The organism is uncultured Eubacterium sp. (genome assembly GCF_934561735.1).
Lineage (GTDB): Bacteria > Bacillota > Clostridia > Oscillospirales > Acutalibacteraceae > Eubacterium_R.
On sequence record NZ_CAKTGT010000006.1, the window covers coordinates 19,893 to 39,157 of the forward strand.

20 protein-coding genes and 1 riboswitch are annotated in these 19,265 nt (G+C 41.0%); of the genes, 3 read left to right on the forward strand and 17 right to left on the reverse strand.

Annotation, left to right across the window (positions count from 1 at the left end):
* Nucleotides 1-88 precede the first annotated feature (88 nt).
* The 3 genes from Q0E08_RS06050 (at nt 89) to Q0E08_RS06060 (ending at nt 3,031) form a co-directional block, all read left to right on the forward strand.
* Nucleotides 89-880, forward strand: a complete 792-nt coding sequence (locus tag Q0E08_RS06050; protein WP_294778001.1) for a hypothetical protein — start codon at nt 89-91, stop codon at nt 878-880.
* A gap of 65 nt (nt 881-945) precedes the next feature.
* The gene (gene srtB / locus Q0E08_RS06055; RefSeq protein WP_294778003.1) at nt 946-1,734 is read left to right on the forward strand and encodes a class B sortase; all 789 of its coding nucleotides are present in this window, start codon (nt 946-948) and stop codon (nt 1,732-1,734) included.
* Nucleotides 1,718-3,031, forward strand: coding sequence for an LCP family protein (locus Q0E08_RS06060; protein WP_294778005.1), 1,314 nt, complete (start codon nt 1,718-1,720; stop codon nt 3,029-3,031). The genes srtB and Q0E08_RS06060 overlap by 17 nt, the downstream gene beginning before the upstream one ends.
* Nucleotides 3,032-3,087: 56 nt before the next feature.
* Here the strand turns inward: Q0E08_RS06060 and alr are convergent, their stop codons facing one another.
* From alr to Q0E08_RS06145, 17 genes are all read right to left on the reverse strand, one after another.
* Entirely contained in the window at nt 3,088-4,239 is a 1,152-nt protein-coding gene (gene alr / locus Q0E08_RS06065; protein WP_294778007.1) for an alanine racemase, read from the reverse strand.
* On the reverse strand, nt 4,239-4,994 hold the full coding sequence (locus Q0E08_RS06070; protein WP_294778010.1) for a 5-oxoprolinase subunit PxpA: 756 nt from the start codon (nt 4,992-4,994) through the stop codon (nt 4,239-4,241). The genes alr and Q0E08_RS06070 overlap by 1 nt, the downstream gene beginning before the upstream one ends.
* A 51-nt stretch (nt 4,995-5,045) precedes the next feature.
* The gene (locus tag Q0E08_RS06075; protein WP_294778012.1) at nt 5,046-5,831 is read right to left on the reverse strand and encodes a putative hydro-lyase; all 786 of its coding nucleotides are present in this window, start codon (nt 5,829-5,831) and stop codon (nt 5,046-5,048) included.
* Between the two features lie 14 nt (nt 5,832-5,845).
* On the reverse strand, nt 5,846-6,775 hold the full coding sequence (locus tag Q0E08_RS06080) for a biotin-dependent carboxyltransferase family protein (protein ID WP_294778014.1): 930 nt from the start codon (nt 6,773-6,775) through the stop codon (nt 5,846-5,848).
* The gene (pxpB, locus tag Q0E08_RS06085; protein WP_294778016.1) at nt 6,772-7,497 is read right to left on the reverse strand and encodes a 5-oxoprolinase subunit PxpB; all 726 of its coding nucleotides are present in this window, start codon (nt 7,495-7,497) and stop codon (nt 6,772-6,774) included. Before pxpB ends, Q0E08_RS06080 begins: the two co-directional genes overlap by 4 nt.
* The gene (locus Q0E08_RS06090) at nt 7,494-8,552 is read right to left on the reverse strand and encodes a DUF4392 domain-containing protein (RefSeq protein ID WP_294778018.1); all 1,059 of its coding nucleotides are present in this window, start codon (nt 8,550-8,552) and stop codon (nt 7,494-7,496) included. Before Q0E08_RS06090 ends, pxpB begins: the two co-directional genes overlap by 4 nt.
* Nucleotides 8,552-9,394, reverse strand: a complete 843-nt coding sequence (locus Q0E08_RS06095) for an aminotransferase class IV (protein ID WP_294778020.1) — start codon at nt 9,392-9,394, stop codon at nt 8,552-8,554. The genes Q0E08_RS06090 and Q0E08_RS06095 overlap by 1 nt, the downstream gene beginning before the upstream one ends.
* A 165-nt stretch (nt 9,395-9,559) precedes the next feature.
* A complete protein-coding gene (locus Q0E08_RS06100; protein WP_294778022.1) occupies nt 9,560-10,297 on the reverse strand; it encodes an ABC transporter ATP-binding protein in 738 nt (245 codons plus the stop codon).
* Nucleotides 10,298-10,300: 3 nt separating this feature from the next.
* The gene (locus tag Q0E08_RS06105; protein WP_294778024.1) at nt 10,301-11,329 is read right to left on the reverse strand and encodes an ABC transporter substrate-binding protein; all 1,029 of its coding nucleotides are present in this window, start codon (nt 11,327-11,329) and stop codon (nt 10,301-10,303) included.
* The gene (locus Q0E08_RS06110; RefSeq protein WP_294778026.1) at nt 11,326-12,111 is read right to left on the reverse strand and encodes an ABC transporter permease; all 786 of its coding nucleotides are present in this window, start codon (nt 12,109-12,111) and stop codon (nt 11,326-11,328) included. The genes Q0E08_RS06105 and Q0E08_RS06110 overlap by 4 nt, the downstream gene beginning before the upstream one ends.
* Nucleotides 12,080-12,379: a thiamine-binding protein gene (locus Q0E08_RS06115; RefSeq protein ID WP_078767675.1), complete on the reverse strand. Its 300-nt coding sequence runs from the start codon at nt 12,377-12,379 to the stop codon at nt 12,080-12,082. The genes Q0E08_RS06110 and Q0E08_RS06115 overlap by 32 nt, the downstream gene beginning before the upstream one ends.
* 72 nt (nt 12,380-12,451) lie before the next feature.
* Nucleotides 12,452-12,552: riboswitch (TPP riboswitch) on the reverse strand.
* Between the two features lie 34 nt (nt 12,553-12,586).
* Nucleotides 12,587-13,984, reverse strand: coding sequence for a magnesium transporter (mgtE, locus tag Q0E08_RS06120; RefSeq protein WP_294778029.1), 1,398 nt, complete (start codon nt 13,982-13,984; stop codon nt 12,587-12,589).
* A gap of 38 nt (nt 13,985-14,022) precedes the next feature.
* A complete protein-coding gene (locus Q0E08_RS06125) occupies nt 14,023-14,898 on the reverse strand; it encodes a hypothetical protein (RefSeq protein WP_294778031.1) in 876 nt (291 codons plus the stop codon).
* An 18-nt stretch (nt 14,899-14,916) separates the two neighbouring features.
* Nucleotides 14,917-16,005, reverse strand: a complete 1,089-nt coding sequence (locus Q0E08_RS06130; RefSeq protein ID WP_294778034.1) for a putative glycoside hydrolase — start codon at nt 16,003-16,005, stop codon at nt 14,917-14,919.
* 6 nt (nt 16,006-16,011) lie between these two features.
* Nucleotides 16,012-16,665 (reverse strand): ribulose-phosphate 3-epimerase, encoded by a 654-nt coding sequence (rpe, locus tag Q0E08_RS06135; RefSeq protein ID WP_294778036.1) that lies wholly within the window; start codon nt 16,663-16,665, stop codon nt 16,012-16,014.
* A 99-nt stretch (nt 16,666-16,764) separates the two neighbouring features.
* The gene (locus tag Q0E08_RS06140; RefSeq protein ID WP_294778038.1) at nt 16,765-18,414 is read right to left on the reverse strand and encodes a glycoside hydrolase family 36 protein; all 1,650 of its coding nucleotides are present in this window, start codon (nt 18,412-18,414) and stop codon (nt 16,765-16,767) included.
* Nucleotides 18,415-18,500: 86 nt separating this feature from the next.
* A complete protein-coding gene (locus tag Q0E08_RS06145) occupies nt 18,501-19,259 on the reverse strand; it encodes an amino acid ABC transporter ATP-binding protein (protein ID WP_294778040.1) in 759 nt (252 codons plus the stop codon).
* Between the last annotated feature and the right edge of the window lie 6 nt (nt 19,260-19,265).

Genomic DNA, 19,265 nt, shown 5'->3' on the forward strand with positions numbered 1-19,265 from the left:
TGCTTTACAAATAATAGACTTCGTGATATAATACAGTTAAATTATAGTGAATAAATATATTTAATCAACTATTTATTGAGGTGTTATTATGAAAAAGTTTATTTCTATTGCTTTATCGGCAGTTATGTTGGTTTCGGCAGGAACAGTTGCTGCAATGCCTGTTATGGCAGCACCTGTAGCAAGCCCGGGTCACAGTGAAGTAACAACAAGACCGGCTTCCGAAACAGAGCCTACTATCGTTACCGTTAACTCAGGCAATTCAACAAAAACAAATTATACAAAGAACGGTTCGCAATATACTTTTAAATATAACGGCGGCGGCAAGGTTACAGGCTGGGAATTTCCGGGTATGACAGAAGGCGTTGATTACAAACTCATCTCTATGTCAGACGACAAAACAGATGTTACTATCGAACTTACAGAAAGCGGAAAGCAAAAGCAAGTTAAAGCCAACGCTCTTGTAACAGCTACAGAACAAGTTAACGGCAAGGAAAATTTTGAAGATATCGACAAGACAACCAACAGCAAAAACAATACAATCAAATTTGTATACACAGGCAAAGGCGAAGTAACAGATTGGGAGTTCCCTGGTCTTATCGAAGGTGTTGATTACGAAGTTATCAACCAGTCGGAAGACAACAAAACAATCACAATCAAACTTTTGGGCAACACAAGAGCCGATGATGTTACAGCAAACGCTATCGTAGAAAAAGCTGACACTACAGATAAAAAAGACGACAGCGAAGATGACAGCAAGTCAGATTCTGCAAAGAAAGACAACAGCGGTACTTCACCTGCAACAGGTGCTGCAATGGCGGGTATAGCTATGGCAGGCGCAGGCGTTGCAATGCTTGCAATCTCAAAAAAGAAAAAAGACTAATATAAACTAATAACGAAAGAACCTGTAACAAATGTTATAGGTTCTTTTTATTACAGGTGATTTTTATGGATGAAAAAAAAGGTTCAAACAACAACTCCCGCACAAAAAAAGTTTTTACCGTTTTGGCAATCATACTGATTGCGGTAGGAATCGGCATAACCCTGTTTCAAATTTTATCAACACAAAATGCAAAGCAAAAGGATGAAAACCTTACATCGGCAACAATCACGTCACAAACGGTAAGTGAAAAAAAAGTTGAAAACAAAATAGATTTCGATTCATTGCAAAAGCAAAACGACGAAATTTATGCTTGGATAAAGGTTCCGGGAACAAAGGTCAACTACCCTGTCGTTCAAAGCGAAACATCGGACGACTTTTATTTAAAGCACAGTGCAACGGACAAATCATATTCTTCAAGCGGTGCCGTATACACCCAAAGCCTGAACAAAAAGGATTTTACCGACAGAGTAACTTTGATTTACGGTCACAACGGCTACGGCGACACTTACTTTACAACACTGCACAGATTTGAAAAACCTGATTTTTTTGAAAAGCACACAAAATTTGTAATATACACACCAACCGAAAAACTCACTTACAAAATAGTTTCGGCATTTAAATATGATGACAGGCATATTTTGAACAGTTTTGATTTTCATAACGATGAAGTGTACAAAGAATTTATCGATATGATACAAAATCCGACATCTACAAACAAAAATGTTGCAAAATCTCTTGACAAAGAAATCACTATAGAGGATAATATAGTGGTATTGTCCACATGCTTTACAGGACAAAAAACCAACAGATATTTAGTATGCGGAGTATTAATAAAAGATGAAAAAACCTATTGATCCAAATTTGACTTCAACCGAAAGTGAAGATATATTATACGGCGGAGCTGATGTTTCCGACAAAATCAACAATGAAAGTGCGGATAAATATCCTGTTAAGGAAAATGACGACAAACTTCCCGAATTAAAAGCTATTGTTGAAAAAGAGCCGACCGAAGCTATGCATCATCACCACCATCATCACCACTCGTCAAGCGGTGAGCATCATCACTCACATTCATCGGGTCATCATCACCACCGTCACCATTCTTCATCTCACCGTCATTCTTCCAAAAGAAGAAGAAAAAAGATGAACAAAGGGCTAAAAGTGTTACTGATTATATTCTTAGTAATTGCCCTTTTGGTTTCGGCACTCGGCGGAACATATGCTTATCTTAAAAGCCAAGGAAGAACAGATCTTACATCTGCAACGATAACCGACAACAATCACGATGAGATAATAACCTACAAAGGCCACAAATACGCATTTAACGAAAATGTTGTATCCATCGCCTTTATGGGTGTTGACCAAAGAGATTTGCTGAGTAAAAGCGATGCAGACTTTGTTGGATGTGCCGATGCGGACTTTGTGGTTACCGTTGACACAAGCGACGGAACGGTGAAAATCATCAACATTCCTCGAGATACAATGGTTGATATTGATGTATATAACGATACGGGCGTATTTCTCAGTACCGACAATGTTCAGCTTTGTCTTGCCTATGCCTACGGTGACGGCAAAACAAAAAGCTGTGAAAATGTTACAAAGGCAATCAGCAGAATTCTCTACAACGTTCCGATAAACAAGTATTTTGCCCTCGACCTCGAAGGTGTTGCACCTATCAACGACGCCATAGGCGGTGTTACTCTTGAAGCAAAATACAGCATACCGGACAAAGGAATAGTTGAGGGTCAAAAAGTAACGCTCAAGGGCGATATGGCAGAAGCATATGTAAGAAGCCGTGATGTTGACTATCTTGAAGCATCCCTTAACAGAGCCGCAAGACTTGAACAATATGTAAAAGCGTTTGCAAAACAGCTTTTGCCTGCCGTAAAAAATGATTTTGGCGTTGTTTCAAAATTGTACAACACCGCATCGCAATACAGCAGAACAAATCTTACACTCAACAATGCAACCTACCTTGCTTCGCTTGTTCTTTCGCAAGGCATAAATTCATTTGAAACCTATTCTATAACAGGAACAATGAAAGAGTCAAAAAGCACAAAATATCCCGATGCGGTAATTGCCGAATTTACACCGGACGAAGATAGCGTTATGGAAGCGGTGCTCAACACATACTACACACAAATAGACTAATATACAATAAAGACTCTCTTGTGTAAAGAGAGTCTTTATTATTTTAGATTCTTAAATTAATACATATAATTAGTTGCTTTAACAAACTTGCCGTCTTTATAATAAGTTCTCGGCACTCTGCGTGCAATTCGGCACGGGAGTTCGTAGTTGAACGAATAAGTGGCATTTGAAACTTCTTCCATAGAAAGCTCGGCACCGCCGTCTTTACCGACAAGTGTAACTACCGAGTCAAGTTTTGCACCGTCAACATCGGTAACATCAACCATAAACTGATCCATACAAACTCTGCCGACAATCGGTGCATATTGACCGTTGATAATTACTCTGCCCTTGTTTGAAAGGCAACGAGGATAACCGTCCGCATAGCCCACGGGAATTGTTGCAATCACTCTCGGCTCGGTTGTTTTGAATGTTCCGCCATAGGAAACTTCTCTGCCCGGCTGAAGCGTTTTGATGTGCGAAATATGAGTGAGCCACGACATAACAGGCTTGATGTCGAGAAGCGACTTGTCAACCTCCTCGCTCGGATAAAGTCCGTAAAGGATAATACCCATTCGGCACATATCAAAGTATTCGTCAAAATTCATAATGCCTGCACTGTTGTTCAAATGCTTAATCGGGATTTGAATTCCCCTGCTCTCAAGCATCTCAACAAAAGCCTTATACTTTTCTCGCTGTGCAAGTGCTTTTGTCAAATCCGATTCATCCGCCGTTGCAAAGTGAGAAAAAAGACCCTCGGCTTCAATATTCGGCAAAGCACAAATCTCTTTGCAGATGTCGGCACTTTCCTCATTAACCTGAAAACCGATACGGCTCATACCCGTGTCAATACAAAAATGGAACGGCACAGTTTTGCCCTGCTTCACCGCTTCATCTGACAAAGCCTTTGCCGTGTTGTATGAAAAAACAGGAATTCGAATATCATATTTTACAACCAAATCATAAAACGCCGGAGCGACATAGCCCAAAATTAAAATCGGGGTTTTTATGTCGGCTTTTTTTAATTCAACGGCTTCTTCAATACAAGCAACACCGAAGAAATCGCATTTGCCCTGCAAGAATTTTGCAAGCTCAACGGCACCGTGACCGTAAGCATCGGCTTTAATAACTCCCAAAAGTTTGCAACCTTGCGGCAATTTGGCACGAGTGTTGTTGTAATTATATTCAACGGCATCCAAATCAATTTTTGCCTGTGTTCTAAAGTACATTATCCAATCACCTCTGAAATCGGCACAGTTTTTATATCATTTTCGGCAAAAGCCCTGTTGAGTGCACGAACAAAATCAAGTGCCTTTTCGCCGTCACCGTGAACGCAAACGCTGTGTGCCTCAATCGGTACTTCCTCGCCTGTGTAAGCAGTAACCTTGCCATCTTTTACCATACGAATAACACGGGCAATAGCCTCGTTTTCATCGGTAATCATTGAGCCTTCAAGCGTTCTTTTACGCAATGAACCGTCAGCCTCATACGCTCTGTCGGCAAAAACTTCGCTGGCGTATTTTATGCCGACCTGTTTTGCCGCTTCAATCATTTTTGAACCTGAAAGAGCAAGCAAAATAAGTGACGAATCAAAATCTTTGATTGCATTTGCAATGGCAAGCGACATTTCCATATCCTTTGCCGCCATATTGTACATTGCTCCGTGAGGCTTGACATGTTGCATCTTCACGCCTTGTGCCTTTGCAAAAGCTGAAAGTGAGCCAAGTTGACAAAGCGTGATGTTGTACACTTCTTCAGGCGACAAGATCATATTTGTTCTGCCAAAATTTTCCTTGTCCAAATAGCCCGGATGAGCACCAAACGCAACGGAATTTTCCTTGCACAAAGCAACGGTTGTGTTCATAATATTGCTGTCGCCTGCGTGAAATCCGCAAGCGATATTTGCCGATGTAATCAAGGGAATAATCTGCGAATCAAAAGCAGCTCCCTCGCCTAAATCCGAGTTTAAATCTACAAAATACATCTATAAACTCCTTAATAAATTCTAATAAAACAGATATAAAAGTAAAGCGAATTAATACTTTAACGCAACATTTTTTACATCTGTAATAAACATATGCCCCGGTGCATGAGTAATTGCTATCGGTGGCTTTGTTTGCATAACAGCATTTTGAGGGGTTACACCGCACGGCCAGAACACCGGCACTTCACCCTCGTTGATTGTAACGCTGTCGCCGTAATCAGGATGATTGACATCCAAAATGCCAATTGCTTGCGGATTACCGATTTGAATAGGTGCACCGTGAACCTTTGGCATAGCAGCCGTTACCTCAACCGCCTTAACTACCAAATCATTTGGTATCGGACGCATTGAAACAACCATATTTCCGTGAAATGCTCCTGCCGAAGCAAGTTCAATATTTGTATTGAACATCGGCACATTTACATTTTCCTCTATATGACGAACAGGAATGTCCGCCTCGAGCATTTCGCTCTCAAAACTGAAGCTGCAACCGATGAGAAAATACACAAAATCATCCTGCCAATATTCGGAAATATCCGTTACTTCCTTTTCAAGCACGCCGTTTTTCCAAATTCTGTACTTCGGAAAATCCGTGCACACATCTCCTTCGCTTGCCATAGCCTTGAACTCTCTTGAGCCGACATCGCCGACCTCTAAAATCGGGCACGGCTTTGGGTTACGCATACAAAAAAGGAGAAAATCAAACGCATAGTCCTTTGGCAAAATACAAAGATTTGCCTGTGCATAACCTGCGCACATACCTGATGTTTGAAAATCAATTTTGCCCGCACGGATAAGTTTTTTCACTTCTTGCGGGTGCATTGCTGAATAATCCATATTTACTCCTAAAATCAAAACATATATAAATTATCAAAAAATCGTTTTTGCTTTTTTGCAAGTTTCTCCGCTTTCTTAACCGTAACACTCTCAAATTCTATGGTATCACCTGCCGAAAGCTGTGCCACACAAGGCAAATCAACGCTGATAACAGTCGCAATTTTGGCATAGCCGCCCGTGGTTTGGTGATCTGCCGTAAGAATAATTGGCTCGCCCGAATTCGGCACTTGAACAGAACCGAAAACTATGCCGTCGGAGATAATATCCATACCGTTTTTCGACTTGAGCGGTTCGCCTGAGAGCCTTATACCCATTCTGTCCGACTGAGCGATAACTTCATACTTCTGCGACAAAAAGAGTCTTATATCCTCGTCTGTGAACATTTCGCTTTGCGGACCTAAAACAACACGAAGCTTTGCATTGTTGCTGTATTCGGTTTCGGGAATTTCCCACTTGTCAATATTGCCAAGAGAAAACGCACCCGTTCCTATTGCAAGAACATCTCCGCTTTGCAGTTTTCTGCCATTGTATCCGCCGAAAGCAAACTTCAAATTTGTTGACGCACTGCCAAAAACATACTCGCCGACTATTCCGCCTGCAACGGCAAGATAAGCACGCATACCGCTTTTTGCCGCACCCATAGAAAGAATGTCGCCGCTATTTATCTTGTAAGCCTTGTTTCTTCTTATCGGTTTGTCATTTATTTTTGCACTAAAATCCGCACCGGATAAACAAATAACCGTATCCTGCGTAAATTTTGCCGTGATACCGAGCACAGTCATTTCAAGAACGGGAGCACTGTCGCAATTACCGCACAAGCGGTTGGCAACCCTCATACTGTACCTGTCCATAACGCCGTTTTGAGTAAAGCCGTTTTTCATAACACCGACTCTGCCAAAATCCTGCACGGTAGTTAAAAGTCCCGGAGTAATAATTTCGATCATCGCTCAACCTCCGTAACTTTAACACGATATGTACCTGTGTTTATTTGCGTTTCTATTTGGTCATATTCGGCAAGGCTGACAGGCACAAATCGAATATAATCACCCGATGAATACAAAATCGGATTTTCTCTTTCTTTGTCATAAACTTTGACAGGCGTTTTGCCGATAAGCTGCCATCCACCCGGTGAAGCAACGGGATATATTCCGGTTTGCTCACCGCCGATACCGACGGCACCTTCAAAAATCTCCGACCTCGGTGAATCAAGGCGGGGCGTTGCAAGTGCTTCGTCCATACCGCCGAGATAGGCAAACCCGGGCAAAAATCCAAGCATATAAATGAGATAATCTCTGCCGCTGTGCCGAGCAATAATTTCTTCCCTTGTAAGGTGAGAATGCTCGCAAACATTGCCCATATCAAGAGCAAAGCAATCATCATAGCACACAGGAATTTCATACAACTTAGCTTTGCGACTTGATGTGATTTTTATATTTTTAATTATCTTTTCAAGCTTGCTTATGAGTTTTTTTGCGCTGATTAAAGTACAATCATAAAGCACCGATACCGAACAAAAGGTGGGAATATACTCAATTACGCCCTTAATTTTATTGTTCTCAATTTCGGCACAAAGAGAAGTTACATATGAATTGACTTCCTTGCTTATTTCATTTTTAAACTGCACGGTAACGGCACTGTCACCGTTTTGCAAAAATGAATGTATCATCCGAAATATCCTTTTTTAAGTGTAGTTTCAAACCAAGCGGCTGTTTTATCCTCAACAGTATGAGGATAATCAATAAGTCCGCGCATAAGCGAAATCATAGGCAAAACAATGTTTTTACCGATACCATCAATATACGGTCTTGCTTCGCCGTACATATCAAGCATACCTGCACCTGCTGCAGCGTCCATAACGGCTGACTCCTCCTCTTCGGTATGAAGAAGATTAACATCACCCAAAAGAAATGCCGTGCATGCCATAAGTGCATTCATTCCCCAGTCGCTGACAGTTGCCGTAATAATATTATCGGCGGCTGTGTCCGCCAAAATTCCAAATCCCGTACCTGCCTTGCATCCGCCTTTTTCGGCATACGGAATATACTTTCTTATATGCTCCTCAATAGTACCCATACCGAGTTCGTTGCCGAGGTCACCGATAGAAAGGTTGTACACTCCCCTGCTTTGACATTCTCTGAAAAGCACATCGTACTTTGCCTCAACATCGGTTGTGTTTACGCCGACTGCATTGTGATAGTAGCCGTTTTTGTTTCTGCCCGGTGCTTCGTTGGATATAATCGCACACGGCAAACCGTGAGAAAGAATTTCCGCTGTTTGCTCAGCCTCTTTTGCCTTGTCCTTTGTAAAGGTGACAATACAAACTGTGTTGTCGGGAATATTGTCTATATCATATGTAACATCAAAGCCGAGTACCTTACTCATAGCCTTGATTGATTTTTCGCACTGGTCGGGAACAATCATAACCGGCTTGGCACCAAAGGCACGCATAACAAATCGAGCAAACACGGTTGAAGAAATAATGCCGTCTGTTTCAGCCTCGTTCCACGGAAGAAGAACAAAGCCCGTAAGGATAAACACTTTTTCGCCTTTTTTGATATTTTCTACAAGTCCTTCCGCTCCGTTGAGTGACAAAGGCTTGCCTGTATATTTAATTGCACCGTCATAAAGAATACGGCACACACCGTAGCCTCTCGGGTCAAGATTCATCAGCCAATCAAGATTGTAGCCGACATTGAGTTTTGTAAGTTCTGTTCTGTTCATTATGCTTTGCACTGCTCCTCAAAATCTTTAACCAAAGCGTCCTGAATTGTCTTGAGCATTTCAGGTGCTTTACCGCCTACAGGCTTGCCGTCAACGGTCTTTACAGGAATACAGAAAGAACCTGTTGAATGAACAACAATTTCATCGGCATTCATAAGTTCATCGAGTGTGTAATCTCTTTCCTCAACGCCGTAGCCGAGTTTCTTTGCAAAAGCAAGAAGACGAATTCTTGCAGTACCCGGAAGTACCTTGTCATCAAGCTGATGAGTGATAACCTTGCCGTCCTTAAAAATAGAAACATTTGAGTGTGCACATTCGGTTACCAAATCGCCTCTGTGGAAGATAGCCTCTTGACAACCTGCTCTGTCTGCCGCTGTTGCTGCAAGGCAAGACGGAATAAGGTTCAGAGTTTTGCAATTACAATAATAAAATCTCTTATCCTCATAAGTGATAACATCAATAGGCTTGTATGTATCTGCAACAGGAGCCGGTGTGAGAGTAATCCACAAATTGCCCTGCATATCCTCAGGATAAATATGACCTCTGAGTCCGTTGCCTCTTGTAACCTGCATATAAACAAACTGGTCGCCGTCGTCAACCTTCAAAACAAGTTCACGAAGAAGTTTGTCGAGTTCATCACGCTCAATAGGAATATTCATACCAAGGAGCTTTGCGGAATTGTAAAATCTTGTAAGGTGAGCGTCCATATCAAAAACGATATGATTATGGGCATAAGTTGCATCATAAACACCGTCACCAAACCAGCAAACTCTGTCAAGCATCGGAATTTGCATATTCTCGATTTCGTCATATTTACCGTTATAGTAACCTAAATTCTTCATAAAATTTCCCCCAAAAATAGAATTCAATAAAAAAAGCGCAAGAAAGCTCCGAATAAACGAAAAGACTTCCTTGCCCTCTTTTTTAATTTTAATACTATTAAATATAAAAGTAAATACTAAAATTTTACATTATATGTAGAAAATTTAAGTCGATTTTTGTGCAGATTACAATAAATGTAATATTTGCACAATCTGCCTTTTGTAATTCAAAAACTCATCTGTAAGATTGAACTCGGTTGTTCTCGGCTTCGGTGCATCGATTTTAATCTCATTTGCACACACACCGTCGGCAAGAATATAAATTCTGTCGGACAGCAAAATAGCCTCGTCAATGTCGTGAGTAATGAACACCGTTGACAAATCAATGTTTTGCATAACATCAAGATACCACTTGTGGATAACGGATTTTGTAATGGTATCAAGTGCACTGAACGGTTCATCAAGAAGTGCAACGCCGTTTGATGACAAATATGTGCGGAGCAAAGCCGCCCTCTGACGCATACCGCCCGAAAGCTGTGACGGATACCGATACTGCGTGCCGTCAAGACCGAAGGTTTTGAAATAAGGCTCTGCCTGTGCTCTTGCCTCCTTTTTGCCGACGCCCTTGATGACAAGAGGAAGCGAAACATTGTCTATCACCTTTCTGTAAGGCAAAAGCAAATCTTTTTGGAGCATATAGCTGACATTGCCCGGCTTGCCCGTAATATCCTTGCCGTTTAACCAAACCTTGCCGCTGTCGGGCATATGAATACCCGACAGGACATTAAACAGCGTTGTTTTTCCGCCGCCGCTGACACCCAAAAGGCTGACAATCTCACCCTTGTTGAGTGTAAGCGAAGCACCTTTTAAGACCTTATTATCGCCGAAGCTTTTATAAATATTTTCAGCCTTTAAAATTTCCATAAATTATGCCAAATAATCGTTTGTGAAACCTGTGTTTTCAGGAATTTTTTCTTCTACAATCTTTTCTTCGCCGAGCCAGTTATAAAATGCGTTCCATCTTGCAGGATCGATATAACCCCACTTCGGAGCGTCTGCAATATACTGGTCTACCATATACTTTTGGCTTGCCTTTACAAGTTCTTCACTGCCCTTGAGTGAGCCTGTGTCGTCACCGTCAATAAGGATTTGAGCTGCTTCGTCAGGATTTTCGATAGCATATTCATATCCCTTTTTGGTTGCAGAAAGAAATGCCTTAACTGTTTCAGGGTCGTTCTTGATAAGGTCGTTGTTTGCGATAAGAATAGGAGTGTAGTAGTCAAATGTAGGGTTCAAATCCTTAAAGAAGAACTTGTCAACTTCTACATTGTTTACCTGAGCGTTAACTCCGCCCCATCCGTCAAACACCCAAATTGCGTGATCCGGATTTTGCTTTACATCCTGTGCTTCATCTGTTACAGTGTTTGGAATTCTCTTAACCTTGCTCCAATCACCGCCGTCTGCCTTAACAACATTTTCCAACATTGCAAGCTCGATAGGTGAATCCCAAGTGAGATATGTATTGCCTTCAAGGCCCTTTGGACTGTCGATACCTGCACCCTTTTTAGACATAACGCAAGAAGTGTTGTGCTGAAGAAGAGCGGCAACAGCTGTAACCTGCATTGGAGTTGCAGATGTGAAAGCAGAAGCGATTGTGTCCTGTGCGTCAATAGCAAACTGTGCCTGACCTGCGGAACAAGCCTCTGTTGCACCGTTTTCAGGTGGCTGAACGATTGATACATTAAGACCTGCGTCTTTGTAATAGCCTTTTTGCAATGCAACATAAAAACCTGTGTGGTTTGTATTAGGTGTCCAATCAAGGCAGAGTGTAACATCCTTTAATTCTTTTGTTGTGTCGTCTGACGCATCATCCGAATTTGTCTTTGAGCAAGCTGCAAATGCACAAACAAGAGAAAGTGCAAGCAACAATGCGATTATTTTCTTAAATTTTTTCATTTTTTGTCTCCCAAATTTTCTGTTTTATGTACCCACGGCATAGAAATTTTTTCAAGCAAAATAACAATGCCCATAAGCACCAAGCTGATTGCCGAAATAAACACGATAACGGCAAACATTTTGTCAAAGGCGTAAGCCTTTTTTACTCTTGTCATATAAACGCCGAGTCCCTCAAATCCGCCGAGCCATTCCGAAACAACGGCACCGACAACCGCATAAGCGGCAGAAATGCGAAGCCCCGAAAAGAACGAAGCGGTAGCATTCGGCAATTTGACTATCCTAAAGATTTGAAGTCTTGTTGCTCCCATAGAACGCATAAGATTTATCGCATCGGTATCCACGCTTTCAAACCCGTTGAGAAGCCCGATTGCAATAGGGAAAAATGTTGTGAGAACAACAAGTGTGATTTTCGGAGCCATACCAAAGCCCATCCAGAGCACCAAAAGAGGTGCAATTGCAATGGTCGGAATTGTTTGAGTAACAACCAAAACAGGATAAAGAGCCTTGTTGATTATGGTAAATCTGTCCATAAGGCTTGCAATAACAAAGGCTATTGCAATACCGATAAGCAAGCCGTAAAAAGTTTCCTGCAAAGTGACAGCCGCCTGTTTCATCATAATTGAAAAATTGTCAACAAACGCTTTGACAACATCAATCGGTGACGGCAACATATATGCAGGCACAAGCTCCATATCACAAGCCAAAAACCACAACAGCAATATGACAATTATCGCACCGAGCGGTGCAAGTTTATTGGTGATGTTTTGTAACTTTTTTGTCAATGGTCAATACCTCACCCTCAGGATTGTAAACCACCTTGACATATGCACTCACGCTTGGGCAACCCGCCTTGATTGCAACCTTTTGGCAGTTTGCAACAATTTCCATAAGTTCATCATAGCTTTCGCCCTCAATGGTAGTTTCAAACGGACCTACATAATAATTGAGTCCTGTTGACTTGATGTATGCAATAACCTCATCAACAATGCGGATAAGTTCGTCCTCATCCTTTACGCTTGGCAAAACCTGAATAGCAACACTTGCTTTCATAATAAAATACTTCCTTTCATAATATTCTTGATAAGTCAAGAAAAAAAGCACCGAAAAAATCGGTGCTGAAATCCTAAATTTATATCGTCTTCCTACGCTCGCATTACCGAACAGGTTAGAAGGGTATAATCTCAGCCAAGATTGAAAAACAATCAGCACCCCTGACTTATTAAGTTGACGATATTTTACCACTTTTTGTTCATTGTGTCAATGTAATTGCGGAATTAATGCGGTTGCGATGCCGAAATATACAAGAAGTGAAACGGCATCAACAACGGTTGTGATGAATGGTGACGACATAACCGCAGGGTCAAAGCCGACTTTTTTTGCAAGCATAGGGAGTGTGCAGCCGATGAACTTTGCAAAAATGATCTCAACCACCAATGTAAGGCAGATTGCAAGGTCAACAATGAGGGTTATATCATCGTTGTGCATAATCAAATGGTCAACAAGCCAAATCTTGATGAAATTAGCTGCCGCAAGGCTCAAGCCACAAACCAAGCCTACACGAATTTCTTTCCATATAACCTTGAAGAAATCCTTGAATGTTACTTCACCGAGGCTCATGGCACGGATAACCGTAACACTTGCCTGACCGCCGGAGTTACCGCCGGTGTCCATAAGCATAGGGATAAACGCCGTAAGGACAGTCATAGTTGCAAGCTTGTCCTCAAAGCCCGTAATAATCGAGCCTGTAAAGGTTGCCGAAATCATAAGAAGCAGCAACCACGGGAAGCGTGACTTCCATGTTTCAAAAATCGAGGTTTTAAGGTATGTTTTCTCCGTAGGGAGCATAGCGTTCATCTTTTGAATATCCTCGGTGTTTTCCTCTTGGATGACATCAATAGCGTCATCGACCGTGATAATACCTACCAAACGGCCTTCCATATCAACAACGGGAAGAGCAAGGAAATTGTACTTGTCAAAAAGCTGAGTTGCAAGTTCCTGGTCATCAAGCGTGTTTAGGGAAATAATGTTTGTTTCCATAAAATCGCTGATAACATCATCGTAATCGTGAAGCAAAAGTTCCTTAACGGTGGTAACGCCGATTAGTTTCCTTGAGCTGTCGCAAACATAACAGGTGTAAATAGTTTCCTTGTCGATACCTGTTCGTCTGATACGCTTAAAAGCATCTTCAACCGTCATATCCCTTTTAAGGTCTACAAATTCCGGGGTCATAATCGAACCTGCGGAATCCTCCGGATATTTAAGGAGAGCGTTAATTGATTCTCTCATCTCGCTGTCGGCATTTTTGAGAATTCTTTTTACAACCGTTGCCGGCATTTCCTCGATGACATCAACGGCATCATCAAGGTAAAGTTCATCAAGCACTTCTTTAAGCTCGCTATCCGAAAACGCATGAATAAGAGATTCCTGGTTGTCGCTGTCAAGTTCAACAAAGGTTTCCGCGGCTTCTTCTTTGGCTAACAATCGGAACATAAGCAGTCGCTGGTTGGCAGACACTTCGTCAAGAACACTTGCTATATCGGCAGGGTTCATTTCCGACAGTAGGTTTTTAAGTTTTGAAAACTCTCTTTTTTCGCATAATGATTGGATTTCTTCAATGATTTCCTGTTCGTTCATTTCCTGAATATCCACTTTCATTATTATCACCGCCTTTGTTGTTTATTTTTTATATTAAATCATTCGGCTTCTTCCTCTTTGGATTCATCCGAATAATCAAAAAACTCCGTTTCGTCCTCATCCTGTGCTTTTACCGCAACCCGTTTGAGAAGCATAACCGCAATTACAAGAACGATAATTCCTCCGATTATTCCGAAAATCAACACCTTAAATCTCGGCGATTTGTGGAAAACTTCGCTTTTTATAATATTCTCATAAGAATTGCTTTTTAATTCTTTTTTGAGCTCTTTTGTTGTAATACCGAGCCTTTTAACCTCAAAAGTGTAAACCTTTTGCGTTCCGTCGGACGACAATACCCGAGCGTCAAAAGTCGGACTTTGCTCGGTTGTCATTTTTACCGATTGAGGGACATTGCACGAAGCACCCATATCTTCCGGCACAGCGTTTAATTTAAGTTCTGTCATATCACTCGGAATATAAAGCTGATACGCAGTATCTTCATTATTGAGAGCCGGATAAACACAGCCGAGTTCACAATTAAGTTCTTTCAAATTATTGTTTGAATTGAGTTCTGCTTCAACATCGTTGTACTTATATTCAAAAAAGTAGTTTGAAGACAAGGTGTCATTTTTTACTTCTACATTTATGCCGTTCATACCCTCTTTTTGATTATAGGTTACAAAAATTTCGGAGCCTTTGCTGACCTTATATTTTTTAAGGGTAGGCGTTTCGCCGTCGGATTTAACATTGATTTTGTAATAAAATTCGGTAGGTGCAAATTCACCGTCAATCTCGGCATCGTTAAATTCTATAGACTGCAATGTCGGAGCACTGACTGTTTTTGACTGCTCACCGTCCTTGGCAAGTACACCAAACGGCATTGTCAACGCAATTAACAGCACAAAACAAACAATAAATTTGACTGATTTTCTCATACTTTCTCCTTTATATTATCACTGTGCAATAATAAATCTTTCTACCCCTGCGTTTGCAACATGATTGTAGACACGGGTGGTATCCAATGAGGTGGAAATATAATAAATTTGATTGTCACTTAATTTATCAAAATTTTTGATTTCTTTATCTATTGCGGAATTTGTAATATTTCCGCTTTCGGCATCCCTGCCTGTAACCTTAACATCTACTTCTTTAAGAAGTTTAACATCACCGCCGAGATCGGATTGAAGCCTTTTTGCCAATTTTTTAAACCCGTCGTTATATTTATCCGAAATATCGCTCGGCAAATCACAGCCGTAAAGTACAAACACCTGAACGCCGTAGCCTTTAAGTTCTCTGACAATATCGAGAATGTAGTTATACACCTGCTCGTTATTTGGATTGAGATAATTATTTCCGTTGCTGTCGGTATAAAGCTTTTTACCCTTTGTAATGGCAAAATCTCTGTTTTGCAACGGCAAAACATTATCCTTGTAACAGCAAATTCTTGCAACGGGCAAAATATCATTGTCAATAAGCTGTTTGATTGAGCCCACACTGTCACTGCCTACATCGCTGACGGCACCGTAAGTATCAATGGTTGCAAGCGAAGAACGATAACCGATTGTGCCGTCCTCACGCTTTGCGTCAAATGTTACGCTGTTTGCCGAAAAATTATGCACATCGTTGATTACCGATGTAAGCATTGTTGAATTGTCAAGGCTTACGGATTCGGTCATAATCGACGAAACATTGATTGAAATTTGCGACAAAGCATTGCTGTCCGAACTATTTTGACGGAGCAGTTTTTCGGCAGGCTCCGCCTGTCTTATCATATGCACATCCATAGCGGTGTATCCGCCGAAAAGGAGTGCAACCGCAACAAGCGACGACACAATGATTTTAATCGCTTTTTGTCGGCTCTCTTTTTTTCTTTGAGCCTTATGCTGTGCGGCACGGCGTTTGTCATTATACACATTACCCGCTTCACCGTCAACAGTATATTTATCGGCAAAATCAATCGGTCTGCCCTTTGGCTCTTCCGTCCAATGCTCGTTACGATGCTCGTTTGTATAAAATTTTCGTTTTTCCTGTTTTTTACTCATAACAAATTACTGTACATCTTGTGCATTTTTCTTTAAAAGAGCAATGGTTTCGGCAGGATTTTCACTTTTAAACACAGCCGAACCCGCAACAAAAACATTTGCCCCTGCCTTTGCGGCAATTTTTACGGTGTCGGCATTGATTCCGCCGTCAACCTCAATATCAATATCGGGATTGATTTTGCGAATAGCCTCGATTTTAGGCATAGTTGATTCCATAAAACTTTGACCGCCGAAGCCCGGTTCAACCGTCATAACAAGCACCATTGAAATTTTGTCAAGATACTTCACAACTTCGTCAATCGGAGTTGCCGGCTTAATAGCCAAAGCAGCCTTTTTACCGAGTGACAAAATTTTGTCTATGGTTTGCTCGGTGTCGCTGTCGCACTCCGTGTGGAAGCAGATAATATCCGCACCCGCTTTGGCAAAATCCTCGGCATAATCAAGAGGATTGCTGATCATCAAGTGCACATCAAACGGCACATTGCACACTTTTTTGCAAGCGGCAACAACAGGTGCACCGATTGAAATATTAGGCACAAAATGTCCGTCCATAACATCAATATGAATCATATCCGAGGTTGAAATTCTGTCAAGTTCGGACTGAAGATTTGCATAATCGCTCGCCAAAATTGACGGTGAAATTTTAAGAGTATTACTCATAGGTCACACTTCTCCATTTTTATAGTCTATATATTATAACATCATACTGCCGAAAAAACAAGAAAAAAGCCCGAACAAATCGGACTTTTTATTTGAATGTTATTGACAATAAATATTCCCGTCTGTTACACAAAATCCAAGCGTGTACGGTTCGCCGTTTTGAATATAATCAATAAACAATTTGTCATTTGTTTCGTTGATTGCTACAATTTTTGCATCATCATCTGCCAGAGTGTCGTTGAAAACAGCAAGCTGTTCATCATCGTATTCATCAATATTGTCACTCATAAAGAGGACAGAACCAAAGAGTTTAATAAATTTTGCAAGCACCTTTTGCTGTTCCGGCGTAAAGTGAATATTTGTTTTTCTTAGCAAGAACACATCAGGGTCACAAAGGAACGCTCTGCCGTTAAGGCATCTTCTGTACACGCTGTTATGGATTGCGTTTGGAGTTGAAACATCTTCCCTGTGAGTGAGATTGCGAAAAAATTTATGTTTCCAGCCGAGAGCCATATCAGCACCGATTCGCATATATTCAACTTTGCCGAAACACGGCATTTGCTGAACTCCGCAACCCAAAATCTGCTTGTCACCGACACATTCACGAAGAAAATCAATGCTTTCGTAAGCAAGCTGTCCCCTTGTTTTATTGTGAAGCGGAACAACAGCTGTCGCATACAAAAAGTCGAGTTTTACAAGGTCAAAGCCCCAATTATTGAGCACGGTGTCAAACACATTTTTGATATATGCTCTTGCATCGGCATTGTCAATATCAACCGCATAAAAACCGCCCCAGTTTGCACCGACCATAATCGGCTTGCCGTTTTTACCTTTCACCAACCAATCGGGATGCTCAGATACTAACTTTGAACCTTTTTGTGCACCGAACGGAGCAAGCCACAAACCTGCACGATAACCTTTTTCGTGAATTTTATCGGCAATCGGTTTCATACCGTTTGGGAACTTGGTTTTGTTGATTGAAAGCCAGTCGCCCACAGCGGTTTGATAGCCGTCATCAATTTGAAATGTGTTTACCTTATCGGTTTTTTTACTGATTGCTTCAAGGTCACGAAGTATAATATTTTCACTGATGTTTTGATAATAATTATACCACGAAGTGTAGCCCTTTATCTTTTTGTCGGTAAGCGGCTTAACATTCATCTTTGCAAAATATCTGTCAAAAGCCTCGTCATATCCGCCATTGTCAAAGTACAAATCAAGAAGTTCGTACGGCTCTGTTATTGTGATACCCTCAACATCTTTTGAAAAGCGGAGTGTATTTTTATTCATATCCGCATAGATAATTGTATATCCCGTGCGGTCGTTGAATGAGGCAAAAAGGTCAACATTTTTGTCATTTCTCACATAAGCAAACGAAATTGCGTGAAAATTGCCGTACTCCTTAGGCTGTTCAATAAAGGTGTAATCGCCTACAAGATTAATGCCAAACGGACTTTTGCCGAAAATTCCTTTGCCGATAAGTCCCTCATCAGCCATCATCTCGTTTCTTGTAAACTCCTTTGTATCCGTCCAAGACTGAAAGCCGTTTGCAAAGAACCTGCTGTCGGTTTGATACTCATAGTTTCTTTCAAGATAAAAAGAAATGTCGCTGATTTGTTTTTTGGGAATAACGGTGAGTTTTAAACCGTTTGCACTTTGACGCAAATCAAACGAAACATCATCGTTTTCTCGCTCAACGGTTTTAATCTTATTATCCGCCTTATAGGTAAATTTCAACTTGTAATCCATATCAAACCTCAAAATAAAAATAATAGCAGAAATACATCCAAAATACTTCTGCTACTATCTTAACATATAAATCTATTCTTTACAACTCAAAACTTTTCAAGTGAATTTGCAAGAAACGCTTTTGTCTTTTCGCTCTGCGGATTTTCATAAATCTGCTGAGGAGTGCCCATTTCTTCAACAACACCGTCTGCCATAAAGATAATTTTATCCGATACATTTTTGGCAAATTCCATCTCGTGTGTAACAACAATCATTGTGCTGCCCTCGTCCTTGAGGTTCTTAATTACATTGAGAACTTCGCCCGTAAGTTCGGGGTCGAGTGCAGATGTAGGCTCGTCAAAACACAAAATATCGGGATTGAGCATAAGTGCTCTTGCAATAGCAACCCTTTGCTTTTGACCGCCCGAAAGCTGACACGGATAAAAATCGATTTTATCCGAAAGCCCTACCCTTGCAATAATATTCTTTGCCTGATTTTCAAGTTCTTCCTTTGAACCGAGATTCAAAAGCGACGGAGCAAGAGTCAAATTTTTAAGCACGCTGTATTGCGGAAAAAGATTAAAATCCTGAAAAACAAGACCGAAATGCATACGTTTTGCCTTTAATTCCCTGTCTTTGATTTTTTTATCCTTAACGCCGTCATAAATAATCTCACCGTTAACGGAAATTGTGCCCTCATCGGCAAACTCCAAAAAGTTGATGCAACGAAGAAGAGTTGTTTTGCCCGAACCCGAAGAACCGATAATAGAGAGAACTTCGCCCTTTTGCAAATCAAAATCTATACCTTTGAGAACCTTGGTTCTGCCAAAGGATTTTTTAATTCCTTTTACTTCCAACAAAGCCATAATGTT